Source organism: Modestobacter roseus (assembly GCF_007994135.1).
Classification (GTDB): domain Bacteria; phylum Actinomycetota; class Actinomycetes; order Mycobacteriales; family Geodermatophilaceae; genus Modestobacter; species Modestobacter roseus.
Map to the genome: position 1 here is coordinate 3,851,991 of NZ_VLKF01000001.1, position 18,239 is coordinate 3,870,229.

Genomic DNA, 18,239 nt, shown 5'->3' on the forward strand with positions numbered 1-18,239 from the left:
CCCGGGGGCTGATCCGGCGTCATCCTGCGGGCTGATCGACGCCGTGGGCAGGGGCGTCGGGCGGGGGCGTCGGGCGGGGGCGTCAGGCGGGGGCGTCGCGGAGCAGGTCGGCGGGGGCGACCAGGCCGGTGCGGTAGGCCAGCACCACGGCCTGCACCCGGTCGCGGCTGCCGGTCTTGGCCAGCACCCGGCCCACGTGCGTCTTCACCGTGGCCTCGCTGACGAACAGCTGGGCGGCGACCTCGGTGTTGGTGGCGCCGTAGGCCATCAGCACCAGCACCTCCTTCTCCCGCGGGGTCAGCTCCGCCAGCGCCCGGTCGTCCTGCGCCGGGGCGGCGCCCGCCGCGCCGGCGCCCCGGAGCATCGGGGCGACGTGCTGCAGCAGCCGCCGGGTGGAGCTGGCCGCGATCACCGAGTCGCCGGCGTGCACCGTGCGGACCGCGGTGAGCATCTCCTCCGGTGGGGCGTCCTTGAGCAGGAAGCCGCTGGCCCCGGCGCCGATCGCCGACATGACGTACTCGTCGAGGTCGAAGGTGGTCAGCACGACCACCTTGGGCGGGTCCGGGAGCGCGGTGACCTGCTCGGTCGCGGTGATCCCGTCGGTGCCGGGCATGCGGATGTCCATCAGGACGACGTCGGCGGGCGTCGACCGCAGCAGCTCCACCGCCGCGGCGCCGTCACCGGCCTCGCCCACCACGGTGAGGTCGGGCTGGGAGTCGATCACCATGCGGAAGCCGGCGCGCACCAGCTGCTGGTCGTCGACGAGGGCGACGCGGATCTGGCTGTCTGTCATCGGGACGAACGGTAGGGCAGGACGGCGTGCACGCCGAACCCGCCGCCGTGGCGCGGCCCGGCGGTCAGCCGGCCGCCGTGCAGCTCAGCCCTCTCGCGCATGCCCAGCAGGCCCTGCCCCTGACCGTCGGAGACGGCGATCGCCGCGGCCGCCCCCCGGCCGTCGTCGAGCACGGACAGCTCCAGGCTGTCCGGCCGCCAGTGCAGCCGCACCCACGCCTTGCCGGCCGGACCGGCGTGCTTGAGCACGTTGGTCAGCGACTCCTGCACGATCCGGTAGGCGGCCAGCTGCGCGCCGGTGGGCATCGGCTGCGGCGAGCCCTCCACCAGCAGGTCGACGTCCAGCCCGCTGGCGCCGACGTCGGCCACCAGGTGGTCGATCGCCGCGACGTCGGGTTGCGGGGCGAACTCCTGCCCGTCGCCCTCCCGCAGCACGCCGAGCAGCGTGCGCATGTCGGTGAGCGCCTGCCGGCCGGTCGCCGAGATCTGCTCCAGCGCCTCGGTGGCGGCCGCCGGGTCGGCCTGCCCCGCGTACCGCCCGCCGTCGGCCTGGGCGATCACCACCGACAGGGAGTGGGCGACGACGTCGTGCATCTCCCGGGCGATCCGCGCCCGCTCGGCCTGGGCGGCCAGCCGCATCTCCTGCTGGTGCTCCATCTCCAGCAGCCGGGCGCGCTCCTCCAGGCCGGCGATCCGCAGCACCCGCGCGCGGCGCAGGTCGCCCAGCGCCCAGGCGGCGACGACGGAGACGCCGATGGAGCCGGCGATGATCAGCAGCGATGCCGGGTCGTAGGGGCCCTGGTAGTAGGTGAGGGCGGCGAGGGCCGCACCGACCAGGCCGGCCACGAGCCCGGCCCTGGACGCCCAGCGCGGCGCGTAGGCGGCCAGGGAGTGGACCGTCACCAGCGCGGCTGCGTCGGCCGGGAGGAGGTCCGAGGTCAGCACCAGCTGGGCGAGGCAGAGCACCACCACGACGGCGGCCGCCGGCACCGGGGCCCGTCGGCGCCAGGCCAGCGGCACGCTCAGCAGGAAGCTGAGGACGACCCCCACGTCGCTCGCGTAACCGGAGCCGAGCAGGGTGGTGACGGAGAAGAACAGCGCGGCCAGCACGCTGTCGACGGCGAACGGGTGCCGGCGCAGCCAGGCTGCGAGGCGCTCGAGGGCCGTGGAGTCCATGGTGGCGACAGTAGGCAGCCGACGGCGTGTCGTCGTCGTCCTGCGGGGTGAGCCGCGTGTCCACCCGCGGGCTGATCGGGGTGCGGCGGAGGGTGCGGCCTCAGGTCACGACGGTGTGGCCGTGGCCAGCGCCTGCTCGATGTAGGCCAGCTCCATCACGTGCTCGGCGGTCTTCCAGTAGAGGTCCAGGACCCCGGGGTCCGGGGTGAGGAACGACGAGGGCGCCCACGCGCCGTCGGGCCGCTGCCGGCGGACGAACCACTCGCCCATCTTCACGACCGAGGGCAGCTGACCGCTGTCCGGCGCAGCGACGTGCATGGCGGCGACGCCCCAGCCGAACTTGCAGATCTGCACCGACTCCACGTCGTCGAACTGGGCGTCCGTGCCGGCCCGGTTGAGCTCGAGGTAGTCCTGGCCCAGCCGGAGCGCGGCGCCGTCCCCGGTCTGCTGGGCGTAGCCGGCGAGGAAGGCTCCGGCGATCCCGGAGTGGAAGTAGGCCTGACGCGGTGCGGAGTAGTCCACCAGGCGCAGGAACGCCTCGTCGGGGGTGGCGTCCAGCACCAGGCCGTCCCCCCGCCAGCTGGGGTGGAGCCGGCCCGGCAGGGCTGGCTGCGCCGCGTGGTTCCGGGCCAGCCAGCGGTACACCCCGCGGGCCATGTCGGCCTCACCGGTGACCAGTGCCGAGATGCCCAGCTGCCCGGTCTTGAGCGTGTCCTGCAGCGGGTCGGCGTCGAAGTCGCGGAGGTCGTAGGCGCCCCCGGACTCGGGATCCTGGAAGGAGGCCAGCCGGTCGGTGACGGTCCGTGCCGTGTCGTACCGGGCCAGCAGCCAGGCCGCGATCGCCAGCGGCGAGAGGTGGTAGACCGGACTGCCCGGTGCGTCCCCGCCGTGGGGCCCGGGACGCAGGTCCCCGTCGTCGGTGAGGGCCTCGCGCTCGACCCACCCCATCATCGCCGCGGCGACGTCGGGGGCGCCCCCGACGCACAGCGCCCACGGCGCCCGCCACCAGACGTTGGCGACCTCGGCACCCTCGGGGCGGCCGTCGTCGCCGACCCGGTCGGTCAGCCAGCGCACCCCCTCGGCCCGGGCTGCCCGGATCCGGTCCAGCCCGGCGGGCGTGGGGGTGCTCGGCCACGCGGTGGTCGGCGGCGTGTCGTTCGTGCTCATGGCGTCGGTCGTCCTCGTCGTGGTGGGTCGATGGCTGTCCGTAGTGCTGCGGGTGGGGGAGGGAAGGCCAGGTCGTCGAGGCTCTCGCCCTCCGGGTAGACCAGGTCGAACACCTCGGCTCCCGCGGAGGTGAGCCGAGCGCGGACACCGTGACCGCAGACGCCGGGGTCGTCCGGGTGCAGGGGCGGCGCGAGGTCGAACGTCAGCAGGGGGAGCCGACGGGGGGGACCGGCGTCGACCGGCGCGCCGCAGATGGAGAGCACGCCGCCGGGGCCGCGCACCTCGAGGACGGGGTCGGCGATGCGCACGAAGAGCAGGCCGTGGTGGCCGGAGAAGCGCACGTCCCCCCGGAACCGGTGCACGGCGGCGCCGACGCTGGGGTCGAGGTGCCACGTGCCGTCGGGGCTGAAGGAGAACGTGCGGTCCGCGGCGACGTCGGCGCCGTCGGTCACCGAGCACCGGCCATCGGGCATCCGGGCCAGGTAGCGCAGGAAGGACGCCTTGACCCCCCATCGCAGGGCGGGCAGTGCGACGGGTCCCGGACGGGCGGGGGAGAGCGGTGTCCCGCTCATCGCGCGATCAGGGTGTACTTGGTGGACAGGTACTCGTCGAGCCCCTCGGCACCGCCTTCGCGGCCGACGCCGGACTGCTTGACGCCTCCGAAGGGGGCGGCCGCATCGGACACCAGGCCGGTGTTGAGGCCCATCATCCCGGTGTCGAGCCGGTCGATCATCCGGTCCCCGCGGGCCAGGTCCCGGGTGAAGACGTAGCTGACCAGCCCGTACTCGGTGTCGTTGGCCAACGCGACGGCCTCGTCCTCGGTGTCGAAGGGCACCACGGCGAGGACCGGCCCGAAGACCTCCTCGCGGAGCAGGCGGCTGCCCGGGGGCACGTCGGCCAGCACCGTCGGGGCGTAGAACGAGCCCGCGCGGTCGAGGCGTGCGCCGCCGGTGCGCACGGTGGCGCCGCGGTCCACGGCGTCGCTGACCAGCTCGTCCACGCCGGCCACGGCCCGGTCGTCGATCAGCGGTCCGATGGTGACGTCCGGGTCCGTCCCGGCACCGACGACGAGGGCGGCCACCCGTTCGGCCATCCGGGCGGTGAACTCCTCGGCTACCGAACGGTGCACCAGGAACCGGTTGGCCGCGGTGCAGGCCTGGCCGGTGTTGCGGAACTTCGCCGACACCGCGCCGTCGACGGCGGCGTCCAGGTCGGCGTCGTCGAACACCAGGAAAGGGGCGTTGCCACCCAGCTCCATCGAGGTCCGCAGCACGTTGGTCGAGGCCTGGGCCATCAGCCGCCGTCCGACCGGCGTGGATCCGGTGAAGCTGAGCTTGCGCAGCCGGGGGTCGGCGATGATCCGTTCGGACACCGCCGCGGGGGCCGCCGTGGTCACCACGTTGACGACCCCGGCCGGGACGCCGACGTCGGACAGCAGCTGGGCGAACAGGAGGCTGGTCAACGGGGTCAGCTCCGCCGGCTTGAGCACCACCGGGCACCCGGCGGCCAGCGCTGGTGCGATCTTGCGGGTGGCCATGGCCAGCGGGAAGTTCCACGGCGTGACCAGGTAGCACGGCCCCACCGGCCGGCGGCTCACCACGATCCGCCCGGTCCCCGACGGGTTGTCACCGAACCGACCCGAGACCCGCGGGGCCTCCTCGCCGAACCAGCGCAGGAACTCGCCGCCGTAGGCGATCTCCCCGAGCGCCTCGCGGTGGGGCTTGCCCATCTCCGCGGTCATCACCGCGGCGAAGTGCTCGCGGCGTTCCTGCAGCAGGTCGAAGGCGGCCCGCAGCAGCTCGCCACGCACCCGGGGCGGCGTGGCAGCCCAGTCCTCGGCTGCGGCGACCGCGGCGTCCAGGGCCGCCACGCCGTCGACCACCCCGGCGTCGGCGATGCTGGCCAGCACGTCGCCGGTGGCCGGGTCGTGCACGTCCAGCTGGGCGCCCGTCGCGGCCGGTCGCCAGGACCCGCCGATGAACAGCTGATCCGGGACGCCCAGCTTCGTGGAGGCCTCGGTGGCGGTCATGCGAGCACGTCCTGACCGTGCGTCCGGGGGGCCGGGGCGCCGGTCGAGGAGGGGCGGGTCGACGTCCGCAACGGGGTGCCCGGGTCCGCGGCGAGCGCTGCCGGGACGGTGCTGCCCGCGGCGAGGGCGGCGCGGACCGCCATGAAGTCCAGCGGGCTGTTCACGCACTCGGCTGCGGCCAGCGTGTCCCCGCGGTAGTAGAGGACGCTGAAGCGCTCGGTGCCCGGGTCGCCCCGCACGACCTGCTGGTCACAGCCCTGGCTGAGGCCCGCGACCTGGAGCTTGAGGTCGAACTGGTCGGACCAGAACCACGGTGGGGTGCGATAGGGAAGCCGCTTCCCGGCCAGGGTCGCGGCGGCGACCTTGGCCTGCTCGACGGCGGTGTTCACCGACTCGAAGCGCATCCGGGGGGAGGCGCCGGCGACGGGGGTGGGGCAGTTGACGCAGTCCCCGGCGGCCACCGTCGTGCCATCGCTGGTCAGGCCGTGCTCGTCCACGACGATGCCGTTGTCCACCCGCAACCCCAGGTGCTCGGCCAGTTCGGTCCGTGGGACGGCGCCGATGCCGACGACGACCAGGTCGGCTGGCACGTGGGTGCCGTCGGTGAGGTCCAGGCCGGTCGCGCGCCCGTTGCCGTCGTCGGTGACGGCAGCGACGCCGACGGAGAAGTGCAGCGTGCACCCACGACGCTCGTGCGCGCGCCGGAAGAACTCGCTGATGGGTTCGCCCACGGCTCGGCCCATCAGCCGGTCGTCGGCCAGGACGACGGTCACGTCCTTGCCCAGTCGGCGCACGCTGGCGGCCACCTCCAGCCCGATGAAGCCGCCACCGACGATGACGACGCGGTCGGCGCGGGTCAGGTCCTCCCGCAGGGCGAGGGCGTCGTCGGTGTCGCGCAGGTAGCGGACGCCGGCCAGGTCCGCGCCGGGGACGTCGAGCCGACGCGGGCGAGCGCCCACGGTGAGGGCGAGACGGGTGAAGGGGAACCGGCGGCCGGAGCTGGACACCGCCACACCGGAGCCGTCCGGCCGTCGCTCCACCGACGTGATCCGCTGGTCCAGCACGAGGTCGATGCGCTGCTCCGCGTAGAACTGGGGGGACCGGAACACCAGGGACCCGGTGGGCAGGTCACCCTGCAGCAGGGCCTTGGACAGCGGGGGGCGCTGGTAGGGGGGGTGTGCCTCCGCGCCCACGACGGTGATCGGGTCGTCGAGGCCCTGCTCGCGGAGGGAGCTGGCCAGCTGCACGCCGGCCTGGCTGGCCCCGATCACCAGGACCCCGCGCTCGTTCGTGGGGCGCACGGCTACTCCTGGGCCTCGGGCAGCGTGACGTGCAGGTCGCCGAGCTCGTCGCTGACGACCAGCTGGCAGGACAGCCGAGAGGTGGGACGGCGGTCGTCGGCGGTGCCGTCGAGCATCTCGTCCTCCAGCTCGCCCACGGGAGGCAGCCGATCGGCGTCCCCTGCGTCGACGAAGACGTGGCAGGTCGCGCAGGACAGCACGCCGCCGCACTCGCCCACGATCCCGGCGACCCCGTTGCGTACAGCGGTCTGCATCACCGAGTCGCCGGTGGTTGCCGAGATCTCGCGGACGTCACCGTCGGCGGAGGTGTAACGGATGGTGGGCATGACGGAGCTCGCCTCTCTGAGGGGTGGTCGGTGGGACATCGGCGCGACCTCGCCCGCCGGGCGACGGCGGGCGAGGCGGCGCGCGGCTCTCGTGCGCTGGGCAGGGTCTACGCGACGTCGTCGACCGGGAGGGGGCTGCGCGGGGTGAACGTCACCGGCAGCCGGGTGAACCCGGCGGCGAGGCCGATGGAGGGGAAGACCCGGACCCCCGACCGGTCGATGGTGAGGTCGGGGATGGCCGTCGTCAGCGTGGTGAGGACGTCGTAGATCTCCAGCTTGGCCAGCGGCGAGCCGAGACAGCGGTGGCCACCGCTGCTGAAGCTCACGTGGTCGCGGGCGTTCTCGCGCTCGAGGTCCACGGCGTCCGGCTCGGGGAACTTCGCCGGGTCCCGGTTGGCGCCGGCGAGCCACATGAGGATCCGCTCCCCCCGCCGGATGGGCTGTCCGAGCAGCTCGGTGTCGCGCACGGCGGTGCGGGCGATGTGGTGAGCGGGCGGGTGGACCCGGAGGAACTCCTCGACGGCGTTGACGCGGAAGGGCTCGTCCTCGCGGATGCGCGCAGCCTCGACGGGGTGGTCGTCCAGCCACAGCAGCGCGTTGGCCATCAGCGACACCGACGTGTCGAACCCACCGAAGACCAGCGCGTTCATCATGCTCTCGCCCTCGTCGAGGCTGAGCTGTCGACCCTCCACCTGCCCGTTGGCCAGGGCGGAGATGATGTCGTCCGCCGGCGCCTCGCGGCGGGCCAGCAGCATGCGGCGGAAGTCCTCCCGCATGCGCGCCTGCTCCTCGTGCGGGTAGTCCGGGTCGGTGGTGGGCAGCGAGGCACCACGGTGCGCGGCCGCGGCCGCGTCCTCCCACTTGTCCGCGTCGTAGCCGAGCACGTACAGCGTCGTCCGGGCCGTCGTCGGGATCAGGATGTCGTCGATCAGATCGGCCGATCCCTGCTCGATCACGGTGTTGATGGCCTCCCGCAGGTGCCGGTGGGCCACCGGCCGCAGGCGGCGCAGGCCCTTCGGGGCGAAGAAGGGGGCCTCCAGCCGGCGTCGGCCGGTGTGCAGCGGCGGGTCGGACTCCCCGAGGAACAGCCGGTAGGGCATCTGCGGGACGATCTGCCCCTTGCCCCCGTTCTCCGTCCCGTCGAGGTCGTTGACGGACGTGAAGGTCTCCCAGTCCGTGGCGACGCGCTGGACGGCGTCCCAGTCCGCGAGCACCCAGGACCCGCCGTGGTGCTCGGTCCAGGCCAGGGGTCTGCCGGTGGCGTGGAGATCGGCGGCCAGCCGCTGCCAGTTGTCGCGGTACTCGGCCGAGTGGTGGTCGAAGTCGATGGTGGGTCGTTCGATGGCGGTCATGCCGGGGTGACCTCTCGGGCTGCGGGTGGGGGTGGTCGCTGTGCCGGCCGGTCAGGCCTGCGCTGATGGGGAGTCGGCCGGCGCGTGCCCCGCTCTGGCGATGACCTCGTCGAGCACGGGCAGGATGGCCTCGTTGAACCCGACCGGGTCGTCGCACGGGGCGAAGTGGCCCAGGTCGGGGAGCTTCACCGACACCGCGCCGGGGATGTTCTTCTCCACGGCCGGGCCCCCGTTGACGTCGTCGTCGGCGGCCGGGTCGTACTCACCGGTGACCACGTACACCGGCTTGCTGCCGGCATCGATCTTGTGGCCGTTCCTGTTCAGGTCGTGCTCGAACATGAAGTAGTCGTTGTCCCCGGCGTAGATGCCCGGGAAGTTGGACCGGTAGATCCAGTACGTCTCGTGCGCGTTGGGCTCGGGTGCGTTCGGCGCCGTGGCGCCGAAGTTGAGCGAGGGCGCGTAGTCGTCGCTGATCCCCGGCGTGCGGAACAGGTCGTTGCTGAAGCCCTCGGGCAGGCGGGGGTTGCCGTACCAGCCGTTCAACGCGACGAAGGCGCCGAACCGCTCACCGCGCTCGGCCGCCAGGTCCAGGGCGAGCTGCCCGCCGACGGAGCAACCCATGAAGAAGGGCTGGTCCAGCTGGAGGTGGTCGGCGATGGCGACGACCCAGTTCATCAGCCATTCCTGGCCGGGCAGGTAGGGCTGCTCCCACCACCGCACGCCGACCGGGGGGAGGGACTTGCCGTGGTAGGGCAGGTCGTAGGCGTACATGGTGAACCGCTGCTGCATCTCGGGGTCGGCGAGCAGGTGGCGGTACTGGCGGCCATCGGTGCCGGCGGTCGGGTGCAGCAGCAGCGGGATGGGACCGGTGCCCGCCTGCTCGTAGTACACGCGCGCCTCCTCGCCGGCGGCGGTGATGTAGGCGTACCGACCCACTGCCGAGTCCGTGTCGCGGTAGGGATCGCGGACGGGCTTGCGCACCGCCTCACCTGCGACGGTCTCCCGCACCACCTTGAACAGCCGGTCGATGCCCGCGAACCAGGGCGCCACGACCCGGGCGAGGTCGGCGTCCACGAACACGCCGTGCGACATGCCGCCGGTCAAGCTCTCGTACCCGGGTGCCGGTGTGGCCCTGGAGAAGGTCCCGGTCCAGAACTCCTCGGGCCCCCGGACCACGGCATCAGCCGGTCCTTCGGCCGGGCGCACCCCCGTCACGGTCCCCCCGGCGACCACGACGTCGAACTCCTGGCCGGGGACGGACATCCGGATCGTCCCCGAGAAGCCCCGCAGCTTGTAGGCCAGCTCCACGTCGGCCTGCGCGCGGGCGAGGACCTGCTGGTGGTCGATCTGGTGAGTCATGAACCCGCCTCTGAGTCGCGGGTCGGCGCTGCGCCGACCTCGTCGTCGGAAATGTCAGCCAGTGACACGGAGCACTGTATGGCTCGTGTCACACGCTGACAAGGGGTGGCGGAGCGCAATTGTCAGCCAGTGACACGGACCGTCTGGCGAGTGGTGCGCCCCGTGTCGTTCCGCGCCGCTGGTTCACTTGACCCATGACCGGGCCGCGCGACGAGCAGGACTGGGCAGCGGCGACCGCCGCACTCAACGTCGCCGAGCTCGTCAGTGAGCGCCGCGCAGCGAAGGTGCGGCCCACCCGGGTGGTGGCCGAGCGACTGGTGAGCGCCGCGATGACCCTGTTCGCGGAGCGGGGCTTCGAGGCGGTCACGGTCCAGGAGATCGCCGAGCGCGCGGGCGTCACCAGCCGGACGTTCTTCCGGTACTACCCGACCAAGGAGACCGTGGTCGTCGACCTCTTCGACCGCTCCAACACCCGCTTGGTCGAGCTCATCAGGACGACGCCGGCCGACAACGGGGTGCAGGACATGCTGCGCGATGCGGTCGGCCGCTGGTTCCAGGAGTACGAGGACTTCTACCGCGCCACCACGGCCATCACCGAGGCCTCGCCGAGTCTGCAGTCCGCCGTGCTCCTGCGCAGCACCACCTGGGAGGAGCACCTCGCCGACGTGCTCCGCGAGAGGTTCCCGGAGCTCGACGACGACGTCCGGTGGGCCTTGGCCCTGCTGACCTTCGGCGTCCTGCGGGTTGCCCACCAGAAGGCCACCGCACGCAACATCTCCTACGAGAAGGCGGCCTTCGACGTGTTCGAGGCGCTGGCGGCCGTGTCGCGCGACCCTCGCTGAACCGTCTGCACCCGGCCGGTGACGGTGATCCCGTCGGGGGTCACCGCGAACCGCAGGTGTGACAGGTCCGGCGCGTGCGCGTCGGCGTCCAGCTCGTGGTGCGGGTGGGTGTCGCCGACGGCGAGGGTGGTGCACCCGGCGGCGCCGGCCGAGGCCAGCCCGGCGGGTGCGTCCTCGACGGCGAGGCAGCGGGCCGGGTCGAACCCGAGCCGGCGGGCGCCGAGCAGGAACGGGTCGGGGGCCGGCTTGCCGTGCTCGACGTCGTCGAAGGTCACGATCTCCCGCGGCCGGGGCAGCCCCGAGCCCGCCAGCCGCGCGGCGAGCAGCGTGCGGGTGCACGAGGTGACGATCGCCACCCGCTCGGGCGGCAGGGCGGCCAGTGCGTCGGCGGTGCCCGGCAGCACGGCGATGCCCGTCGCGGCCGCGTCGATCTCCAGCTGCTCGATCCGGGCGACGGCGTCGGCGACCCGGTCGGCGGCGAGCAGCTGCCCGATCACCTGCACCGCGGGGCGGCCGCCCATGCCCAGCTCGGTGAGCACGGCCGGGTCGACGCCGTGCTCGTGTGCCCAGGTGTCCCAGGCGGCGAGGGCACCGCTCATGGAGTCGATCAGCGTGCCGTCCATGTCGAACAGGACGGCGTCGAACGTCCGCCCGGTCAGCGCGGCGAGGTCGAGCGAGGGGGCGGCGGTGGGCTCGGGCACCCGGCGATCCTCGCAGCCCCGCGTCAGGGGACGACGGTCACCGGCCAGCGCCCCAGGCGCACGAGCCGCACGGCGACCGAGCCGACCACCCGGTGCCCGGCCTGCTCGGAGGCCCCGATGACGACGGCGTCGGCCAGCACCTGGTCGGCGATCCGGGTCAGCTCGGCGACCGGGTCGCCGCTGGCGGTGCGGTACTCGGCGTCCACCCCGAGCTGCTCGGCCGCCCGGGCCAGTTCCGCGCGGAGCTCGGCGTCGACCTCGGCCGCGGCGTCCCGGACCAGTGCCTGCGCACTCGGCACCCAGCCCGCCATCGCCGGCGCCGCCTCGGTCACGAAGACCGCGACCAGCCGGGACCGCTGCCGCCGGGCGAGGCCGGCGGCGTACGACGCGGCCCGCAGCGACGTCGGTGACCCGTCGACGCCGACCAGGATCACCCGCGGCCCGTCGGTCCCCCGTTCGAACGGCCCCACCTCGGTCACGTCGCCATCCAAGCGCACCGGCCGGGACGTCGGCGGTCATGCGCTGGCGCGGTGCTCCAGGTCGGTGGCCCGGTCCAGGGCGGCGCACTCGGCGGCGAAGTCGGCCAGTGCCCGGCGCAGCGCCACCCCGAGCCGGTCGGAGCGCACGTGCAGCTCGTCGCGGAGCAGCAGCGGCAGGCCGGTGGACGCGGTGCCGGCCACCAGGCGCAGGTCCTCGGCCAGTGCGGCCTGCTCGGCGGCCACCTCGGCGGCCAGCACCGCCGCCGGCACCGGCTGCCCGTCGACGCCGCGGAGGAAGAGGCAGGTGTAGACCCGGGTCGAGTCGGCGTCCTCCGGTTGCAGCACCGTGACCACGGTGGTCCCCGCGCCGTCGGGCGGGGTCAGCCGCAGCAGCAGCTGGAACGGTGCCCGGTGCACGTAGGTCACCTGCAGCACCCCGTCCGCGACCGCCCGTTCCTGCCGGCTGCAGAACCCACCCGGTTCGCGGGTGACGGGCTGGTCGGGCACCTCGCCGTCCTGACCGGCGGCCGAGGCGTGCACGAACGGCACGTGCGCGACGTCGACGAGGGCGTCGACCAGTGGACCGGCCGGCGCGGCGGTCCGGGCCGGGGGCAGCCAGGCGGCGGTGCACCGGGGGTCGTCCGCCTCGGGCACCGGCAGTGGCCGGTCGCGCGGCTCGTCGGGCGCCAGCCAGATCAGCCCGAGCCGCTCCGTCACGCCCCAGGCCGGCGGATCGGCGTCCAGCGCCCCGCCGCGCCGGTGCACGGTCCAGTTCCGGCCGAGCAGCCGCACCTGGACGTACCCGCCGTCGCGCAGCTCAGCGGCGAGCGCCACCGGGTGCCAGGCGTGCTCCAGCGCCGGGTCGAGGTTGCCCAGCACCGGGCCGGCCGGCTCCGGCAGCTCGGGCACCTGCTCCGGGTCGGGCGCCGGGTGGGAGCCGCCGGCCCGCGGCGGCCGGGCGACCGTCGTGCGCTCGGGGGCCAGCCAGACCCAGCCGTCGCGCTCCTCGACCGCCCACGGCACCGCGAGGTCGGCGCGCGGCGGGGGAGCGCCGTCCGGGCCGAGCGCGGGGATGAGCGTGCAGCGGCCCTCGGCGTTGAACTGCCAGCCGTGGTAGCCGCACTGCAGCCGGCCGTCGACGACGGTCGCGGTGGTCAGCGGCACCAGCCGGTGCGGGCAGCGGGCGCCGACGGCGGTCACCTCGGCCCCGGGCGCCAGCCGGACGACGACGAACGGCTGACCGCCGGCGCCCACCGGGAGCGGCGACGTCCCGACGTCCGACGAGCGGGCCACCGGGTACCAGCCGGTGCCGTCACCGGCCCCTCCATGAGTCGTCCGCGTGCCCGTGCCCCGCGTGCCGCCAGCCCAGGAGAACGCCATGTGCCCATGTCAGCAGGGGTGGGTTACCCGCGCGTTGCACCCGGGTGGAGTTCTCCGGCCGATTCGGACGTTCTCGCAACTTTTCTGCAACGTGTTGCCACGTGATCTTCCCCATGTGTGCGTCGCGCCGCCTATGGTGACCGCGATCACGACTCAGGCGACGCACAGAGAGGTGTGCCGTGACCACACCGAACGACCGCAGGTTGTTGACCGCGGAGGAGTACCGCCAGGCCCAGGACTCACCGGAGTTCACCGAGCTCCGGCGCCGCTTCCGCAGCTTCGCCGTCCCCATGACCGTGGCCTTCCTGGCCTGGTACCTGCTCTTCGTCCTGCTCTCCACCTACGCATCCGACTTCATGTCGACCGAGGTGTTCGGCAACGTCAACCTCGGGATCCTGCTGGGGCTGGGCCAGTTCGTGAGCACGTTCCTCATCACCCAGCTCTACGTGCGGCACGCCAGCAAGAACACCGACCCCATCTCCGACGAGATGCGCAGCCGTCTCGAGGCGCACGAGTTCGCCACCCCGCGCAGTGAGGAGTTCCCCCGTGGCTGACGTGTTCGCCGCCGACGGCGCCACGATCGGCGAGCCGGCGATCAACATCTCGATCTTCGGCGCGTTCGTGCTGGTGACGCTCTTCATCACCTTCCGCGCCAGCCGCACCAACAAGAGCGCTGCGGACTACTACGCCGCCGGCCGCAACATCACCGGCACGCAGAACGGCCTCGCGATCGCCGGTGACTACCTGTCGGCGGCCTCGTTCCTCGGCATCGCCGGCGCGATCGCCATCTACGGCTACGACGGCTTCCTCTACTCGATCGGCTTCCTCGTCGCCTGGCTGGTGGCGCTGCTGCTGGTGGCGGAGCTGATGCGCAACACGGCCCGGTTCACCATGGCCGACGTCCTGGCCTTCCGGATGCGGCAGGGGCCGGTCCGCACCGCGGCCGCCATCTCCACCCTGTTCGTCTCGCTCTTCTACCTGCTCGCCCAGATGGCCGGCGCCGGTGGCCTGGTCGCCCTGCTGCTGGGCGTCAGCGGCGCGGCGGCCGAAGCCCTCGTCGTCGTGGTCGTCGGCGGGCTGATGATCTTCTACGTGCTGGTCGGCGGCATGCGCGGCACGACCTACGTCCAGATGATCAAGGCGACGCTGCTCATCGCCGGAGCGCTGGTGATGACGATCTGGGTGCTGGCCGAGTACGGCTTCAACCTCTCCTCGCTGCTCGGCGGGGCGGTCTCGTCCGAGGGCCAGCAGGTGCTGTCGCCCGGCGCCCAGTACGGCGTCTCGGGCACGACCCGGCTGGACTTCATCAGCCTGGCGCTCGCCCTGGTGCTCGGCACCGCCGGGCTGCCGCACGTGCTGATGCGCTTCTACACCGTGCCCACCGCCAAGGACGCCCGGAAGTCGGTCGTCTGGGCCATCTGGCTGATCGGGGCCTTCTACCTGTTCAGCCTGGTCATCGGCTACGGCGCCGGGGCCCTGGTCGGCTCGGAGGCGATCCTCGCCGCACCCGGTGGGGTCAACGCGGCGGCCCCGCTGCTGGCGTTCGAGCTCGGCGGCACGGTGCTGCTGGGCATCATCGCCGGCGTCGCCTTCGCCACGATCCTCGCGGTCGTCGCCGGGCTGACCATCACCGCGTCGGCGTCCTTCGCCCACGACGTCTACGCCTCGGTGCTGAAGAAGGGCCAGGTGGAGGCGAACGCGGAGGTCCGGGTCGCCCGGATCACCGCCGTCGTCATCGGCGCGGTCTCGATCGGCCTGGGCATCCTGGCGCTGCAGGCGGGCATCAACATCGCCTTCCTGGTGGCCCTGGCCTTCGCGGTGGCGGCCTCGGCGAACCTGCCGACGATCCTCTACACGCTGTTCTGGAAGGACTTCACCACCCAGGGCGCGCTGTGGTCGATCTACGGCGGCCTGATCGTCTGCATCGGCCTGATCATCTTCTCGCCGGTGGTCTCGGGGTCGGAGACGGCGATGTTCTCCAACTTCGACATCGCGTGGTTCCCGCTGCGCAACCCCGGCCTGGTGTCCATCCCGCTGTCGTTCTTCCTCGGCTGGCTGGGCACGAAGATCTCCAAGGAGAAGCCGGACGTCGACAAGTACGCCGAGCTCGAGGTCCGGTCGCTGACCGGCATCGGCGCGGAGAAGGCGGTCGCGCACTGACGGCCGGCCGTTCCGGCAGCTAGGACGAGGCCCGTCCCCCTCGGGGGGCGGGCCTCGTGCCGTCCCGGGCGTCGTGGTGCGGACGGCGGCCCGGTGGTGTTCCGGCGGTGGTGGCTCAGGCGGTGGCGCGGGCGGGCTCCTCGACCAGCGGGGAGTCGACCAGCGGGGAGTCGACCAGCGGGGACGCCGGCAGCACGGTGTCGGCGGCCAGCACGGTGTCGACGGCGTCCCGGGCGGCCGGGACGGCGGCGGCGACGGAGCGGCGCCGGCGGACCGCCCAGCGGCTGACCAGCCCGGCCAGCACGAGGCAGCCGGCGAGGGCCTGCTCGGCCGGTGCGGTGACCGCGACGGCCAGGGCGGCGAGGTGGACCACCGTCAGCAGCGCCGAGGCGGCGCCCACCCGGGTCGGGAGGCGCAGCGTGGGCAGGTGGACGGTCGGCAGGTGTGCGTTGTGCAGGTGTGGGGTGGGCGCGGACAGGTGCACGAGGACCTCCAGCAGGTCGGGTGCCCGCCGCGCCGGCGTCCCGGTCCGCCCGGAGGCGGGACGGGGCGCCGGCACGGCGGCGGCACGGCGGGACGCCTTACTTGAGCGCGTCCTTCGCCTTCTGCAGGAGGCCCTGCATGGGCACCGGCGGGGTGCCGTAGAGGCGCGGGTCGCCCGGCGGCAGGACCGGCGCGTCGGCGTGCGCGGCGATCGGCGCGGCGCTGAGCGTGTTGTCCGTGCCGTCCAGCGCGGGGCCGTTCGCCCAGCGGCCGTTCGCGGCCTCGGCGCCGTCGGAGGCGTCGAGGAAGGTGTAGGCGAACTCCGGCGGCTCCTCGTCCATCGGGAAGGCAGCCGGCACCGGGATGCCGTCCAGCCCGTCGGACGTGAGCTCCTCGATCGCGGCGAGCCACTGCATCTGGTGGTAGTGGTCCCGCGCGATGAGGAAGCGGAGGGTGTCCTTGACGCCCTTGTCGTCGGTCATGTTGTAGAGCCGGCTCACCTGCAGGCGGCCCTGCATCTCGGCCGTCGCGTTGTAGTGGAAGTCGGCCATCAGGTTCCCGCTGGCGGTCACGTACCCGCCGCTCCAGGGCAGGCCCATGCTGTCCCGGAGGTAGGCGCCGCCGCCGTTGACGATGGCGTGCTGCGGGTTGCTCTGCCCGTACGCGGCAGCGCTCTCCTTGGAGTGGTCGGCCGAGTCCGGCTTCAGCGGCTGGTGGTCCAGCAGCCGGTCGATCAGGGTCACCAGGATCTCGACGTGGGCGAGCTCCTCGGTGCCGATCGCCAGCAGCATGTCCTTGTACTTGCCGGGCAGCCGGCAGTTCCAGCCCTGCAGCAGGTACTGGGTGGCCACGGTCATCTCGCCCCACTGGCCGCCGAGCACCTCCTGGAGCCGGCGTGCGTAGTTGGCGTCGGGGCCGTCGGGCTTGGCCTCGTACTGCAGGGCGTGGGTGTGGGTGAACACGGGCGTTCTCCTCTGGTCGAGCCGTTCGCCGTGCCGTCCCGTGCGGGGCGACACACTCCAGATGCCCCCGCGCCGTGACACCCCCGTGCCGTCCGGTGGCCCGTCGGGGCCGACCTCGGGAGGTGCTGGCGTCCCCGGCCGGTGCCGAGATCTGCGATCTCGTGGCGTCCAGGCCCTGGATGCCACGAGATCGCAGATCTCGTAGGGGGCGCTCGCCGTCAGCGGTCGGGCAGGCGGACGACCAGGGTGAAGGCGCCGTCCTCGGCGCGGCACCAGGCCAGCCGGCCACCCAGCTCACGGGTCTGCCGCTGCACCGACCACAGCCCCAGCCCGGTCAGGTCGACCGGTGGCGTCGGCTGGCTCAGGTGCCCGAGCACCTGCTCGGCGGGGACCCCGTGCTGGGTCAGGGCGAGCTCGACCCAGCTGCCCCGGCGGCGGACCACCAGCCGGACCTCCGCACCCCGGCCGTGCCGGTGGGCGTTCTCCAGCAGGTTGGTGAGGATCCGCTGGACCCGGGCGTCGGCGACCGCGACGTCACCGGCCTCCGGCGCCAGCTCCAGCCGCAGCTGGTGCGGGGGCAGGCCCGAGGCGCCGACGGAGGCGCGCAGCACCTCGGCGAGGCGGCGCACCCCCCGCCGTTCCGGGGCGCCGCCGGTGGCGTTCGCGGTGCGCAGCATGGACGACAAGTGGCGCGCCTGGTCGCGAGCCAGCTGCAGCAGCTCCGGCGGCCCGGCGGCGTCACCGTCGAGCCGGTCGAGGACGGACTCCAGCGCGGCCAGCGGGCTGCGCATGTCGTGGCACAGGGCGCGCACGAGCGCATCCCCGGTGCTCACCGCCTCCTGCCCGGTCGTGGGCAGGAGGCCGCGCACGGTCCGGACCAGCTCGGTGACCAGGGCGGGCAGTGACGCGGGTCGTGTGTCGGCGGCGAGGGTCACGGGCACCTCCGGGATGGCGGTCGGTCAGCCACGCCGGGCGCAGCGGAACGAACGGGAGTGACGTGGAGGGATCCGGAGCCGGTGCTGGGCGCCGTCCCCCCGTGGACGTGGTCGTCGTCGACGACCACCCCTTGTTCAGCCGGGGCCTGGAGCTGCTGCTCCCCCCGGAGAGCGATGGCCGGGTACGCGTGGTGGCCACCACGGACGACGCGTCGGCCGGCGCCGCGCTCGTGCTGCGGCACCACGCGGACGTCGCCGTCGTCGACCTGCACATGCCGCCCCCCGGCGGCACCCGGGCGATCGCGGCGATCCGCCGGGCCGACCCGATGGTGCGCATCGTGGCGCTGTCCGGGCTGGCCGAGGCCGACGCCGCGCTGGAGGCGCTGCGCGCCGGCGCGAGCGGCTTCCTCCCCAAGACCGCCAGCCCGGAGGCGCTGGTGCGGCCGCTGCTCGCCGTGCTGGACGGCTGGTCGGTGATCCCGGAGTCGCTGTTGCGGCAACTGCTCGACGACGCCGCGCCCACCGCCGACCAGGGCATCGCCGCCCGGCTGACGGCCGACGACCGCCGGCTGTGGCGGCTGGTCGCGGCCGGGACGAGCACCGTCGACATCGCCACGACGCTGCACGTCTCGGAGCGCACGGTGAAGCGGCTGGTGGCCAACCTGCTGCGCCAGCTGAAGGTGGCCACCCGGGTGGAGGCCGCGGCGCTGGCCGGCCGGGTCGGGCTCGGGGAGGACGGCGCGGGCTGACACCACGGTGGGCCCGCCGCTGGTGTCCATCGCCCGCGCCCTACCC

19 protein-coding genes are annotated in these 18,239 nt (G+C 73.7%); 4 read left to right on the top strand and 15 right to left on the bottom strand.

Translation table 11 applies throughout. The annotated features are described in order from the left end of the window. Positions 1-82: 82 nt before the first annotated feature. From JD78_RS18485 to JD78_RS18525, 9 genes are all read right to left on the bottom strand, one after another. Complete coding sequence (locus JD78_RS18485) at positions 83-793, bottom strand: response regulator transcription factor (protein ID WP_153362709.1); 711 nt, start codon at positions 791-793, stop codon at positions 83-85. Further along, a complete protein-coding gene (locus JD78_RS18490; RefSeq protein ID WP_166521291.1) occupies positions 790-1,968 on the bottom strand; it encodes a sensor histidine kinase in 1,179 nt (392 codons plus the stop codon). The genes JD78_RS18485 and JD78_RS18490 overlap by 4 nt, the downstream gene beginning before the upstream one ends. 105 nt (positions 1,969-2,073) lie before the next feature. Next, entirely contained in the window at positions 2,074-3,135 is a 1,062-nt protein-coding gene (locus tag JD78_RS18495; protein ID WP_166521292.1) for a hypothetical protein, read from the bottom strand. Beyond that, the gene (locus JD78_RS18500) at positions 3,132-3,707 is read right to left on the bottom strand and encodes an HtaA domain-containing protein (RefSeq protein WP_153361465.1); all 576 of its coding nucleotides are present in this window, start codon (positions 3,705-3,707) and stop codon (positions 3,132-3,134) included. Before JD78_RS18500 ends, JD78_RS18495 begins: the two co-directional genes overlap by 4 nt. Further along, the gene (locus JD78_RS18505) at positions 3,704-5,164 is read right to left on the bottom strand and encodes an NAD-dependent succinate-semialdehyde dehydrogenase (protein ID WP_153361464.1); all 1,461 of its coding nucleotides are present in this window, start codon (positions 5,162-5,164) and stop codon (positions 3,704-3,706) included. The genes JD78_RS18500 and JD78_RS18505 overlap by 4 nt, the downstream gene beginning before the upstream one ends. After that, complete coding sequence (locus tag JD78_RS18510) at positions 5,161-6,465, bottom strand: NAD(P)/FAD-dependent oxidoreductase (protein ID WP_208104152.1); 1,305 nt, start codon at positions 6,463-6,465, stop codon at positions 5,161-5,163. Before JD78_RS18510 ends, JD78_RS18505 begins: the two co-directional genes overlap by 4 nt. A 2-nt stretch (positions 6,466-6,467) precedes the next feature. Further along, a complete protein-coding gene (locus JD78_RS18515) occupies positions 6,468-6,791 on the bottom strand; it encodes a 2Fe-2S iron-sulfur cluster-binding protein (RefSeq protein ID WP_153361463.1) in 324 nt (107 codons plus the stop codon). A gap of 107 nt (positions 6,792-6,898) precedes the next feature. Further along, complete coding sequence (locus tag JD78_RS18520) at positions 6,899-8,143, bottom strand: cytochrome P450 (RefSeq protein ID WP_153361462.1); 1,245 nt, start codon at positions 8,141-8,143, stop codon at positions 6,899-6,901. 51 nt (positions 8,144-8,194) lie between these two features. Continuing rightward, the gene (locus JD78_RS18525; RefSeq protein WP_153361461.1) at positions 8,195-9,502 is read right to left on the bottom strand and encodes an alpha/beta fold hydrolase; all 1,308 of its coding nucleotides are present in this window, start codon (positions 9,500-9,502) and stop codon (positions 8,195-8,197) included. 194 nt (positions 9,503-9,696) lie between these two features. Between JD78_RS18525 and JD78_RS18530 the strand changes: the two genes are divergently transcribed. Then, a complete protein-coding gene (locus tag JD78_RS18530) occupies positions 9,697-10,344 on the top strand; it encodes a TetR/AcrR family transcriptional regulator (protein ID WP_153361460.1) in 648 nt (215 codons plus the stop codon). Here JD78_RS18530 and JD78_RS18535 read toward each other — a convergent pair. From JD78_RS18535 to JD78_RS18545, 3 genes are read right to left on the bottom strand one after another with little or no spacing between them, the layout of a single operon-like run. After that, positions 10,281-11,045: an HAD-IA family hydrolase gene (locus tag JD78_RS18535; RefSeq protein ID WP_228395283.1), complete on the bottom strand. Its 765-nt coding sequence runs from the start codon at positions 11,043-11,045 to the stop codon at positions 10,281-10,283. The two genes, JD78_RS18530 and JD78_RS18535, sit on opposite strands and share 64 nt — an antisense overlap. 23 nt (positions 11,046-11,068) lie before the next feature. Continuing rightward, positions 11,069-11,524, bottom strand: coding sequence for a universal stress protein (locus JD78_RS18540; protein WP_153361459.1), 456 nt, complete (start codon positions 11,522-11,524; stop codon positions 11,069-11,071). A gap of 36 nt (positions 11,525-11,560) precedes the next feature. Beyond that, positions 11,561-12,904 (bottom strand): Rieske 2Fe-2S domain-containing protein, encoded by a 1,344-nt coding sequence (locus JD78_RS18545; protein ID WP_153361458.1) that lies wholly within the window; start codon positions 12,902-12,904, stop codon positions 11,561-11,563. 179 nt (positions 12,905-13,083) lie between these two features. Between JD78_RS18545 and JD78_RS18550 the strand changes: the two genes are divergently transcribed. Both JD78_RS18550 and JD78_RS18555 read left to right on the top strand, forming a co-directional pair. Beyond that, a complete protein-coding gene (locus tag JD78_RS18550; protein ID WP_153361457.1) occupies positions 13,084-13,458 on the top strand; it encodes a DUF485 domain-containing protein in 375 nt (124 codons plus the stop codon). Continuing rightward, entirely contained in the window at positions 13,451-15,064 is a 1,614-nt protein-coding gene (locus tag JD78_RS18555) for a solute symporter family protein (RefSeq protein WP_166521293.1), read from the top strand. The genes JD78_RS18550 and JD78_RS18555 overlap by 8 nt, the downstream gene beginning before the upstream one ends. A gap of 115 nt (positions 15,065-15,179) precedes the next feature. Here the strand turns inward: JD78_RS18555 and JD78_RS18560 are convergent, their stop codons facing one another. From JD78_RS18560 to JD78_RS18570, 3 genes are all read right to left on the bottom strand, one after another. Continuing rightward, positions 15,180-15,548, bottom strand: coding sequence for a hypothetical protein (locus tag JD78_RS18560; RefSeq protein WP_166521294.1), 369 nt, complete (start codon positions 15,546-15,548; stop codon positions 15,180-15,182). 97 nt (positions 15,549-15,645) lie between these two features. After that, positions 15,646-16,509, bottom strand: a complete 864-nt coding sequence (locus JD78_RS18565; protein ID WP_153361456.1) for a manganese catalase — start codon at positions 16,507-16,509, stop codon at positions 15,646-15,648. A 218-nt stretch (positions 16,510-16,727) separates the two neighbouring features. Beyond that, a complete protein-coding gene (locus JD78_RS18570; RefSeq protein WP_153361455.1) occupies positions 16,728-17,444 on the bottom strand; it encodes a sensor histidine kinase in 717 nt (238 codons plus the stop codon). A 101-nt stretch (positions 17,445-17,545) separates the two neighbouring features. Here JD78_RS18570 and JD78_RS18575 point away from each other — a divergent pair, with 101 nt between their 5' ends. After that, positions 17,546-18,193 (top strand): response regulator, encoded by a 648-nt coding sequence (locus JD78_RS18575; RefSeq protein WP_228395282.1) that lies wholly within the window; start codon positions 17,546-17,548, stop codon positions 18,191-18,193. Positions 18,194-18,239 lie beyond the last annotated feature (46 nt).

Coding starts and splice junctions, on each gene's coding strand:
- JD78_RS18485 (WP_153362709.1), bottom strand. CDS start 793: ATGACAGACAGCCAGATCCGCGTCGCCCTCGTCGACGACCAGCAGCTG.
- JD78_RS18490 (WP_166521291.1), bottom strand. CDS start 1,968: ATGGACTCCACGGCCCTCGAGCGCCTCGCAGCCTGGCTGCGCCGGCAC.
- JD78_RS18495 (WP_166521292.1), bottom strand. CDS start 3,135: ATGAGCACGAACGACACGCCGCCGACCACCGCGTGGCCGAGCACCCCC.
- JD78_RS18500 (WP_153361465.1), bottom strand. CDS start 3,707: ATGAGCGGGACACCGCTCTCCCCCGCCCGTCCGGGACCCGTCGCACTG.
- JD78_RS18505 (WP_153361464.1), bottom strand. CDS start 5,164: ATGACCGCCACCGAGGCCTCCACGAAGCTGGGCGTCCCGGATCAGCTG.
- JD78_RS18515 (WP_153361463.1), bottom strand. CDS start 6,791: ATGCCCACCATCCGTTACACCTCCGCCGACGGTGACGTCCGCGAGATC.
- JD78_RS18520 (WP_153361462.1), bottom strand. CDS start 8,143: ATGACCGCCATCGAACGACCCACCATCGACTTCGACCACCACTCGGCC.
- JD78_RS18525 (WP_153361461.1), bottom strand. CDS start 9,502: ATGACTCACCAGATCGACCACCAGCAGGTCCTCGCCCGCGCGCAGGCC.
- JD78_RS18530 (WP_153361460.1), top strand. CDS start 9,697: ATGACCGGGCCGCGCGACGAGCAGGACTGGGCAGCGGCGACCGCCGCA.
- JD78_RS18545 (WP_153361458.1), bottom strand. CDS start 12,904: ATGGCGTTCTCCTGGGCTGGCGGCACGCGGGGCACGGGCACGCGGACG.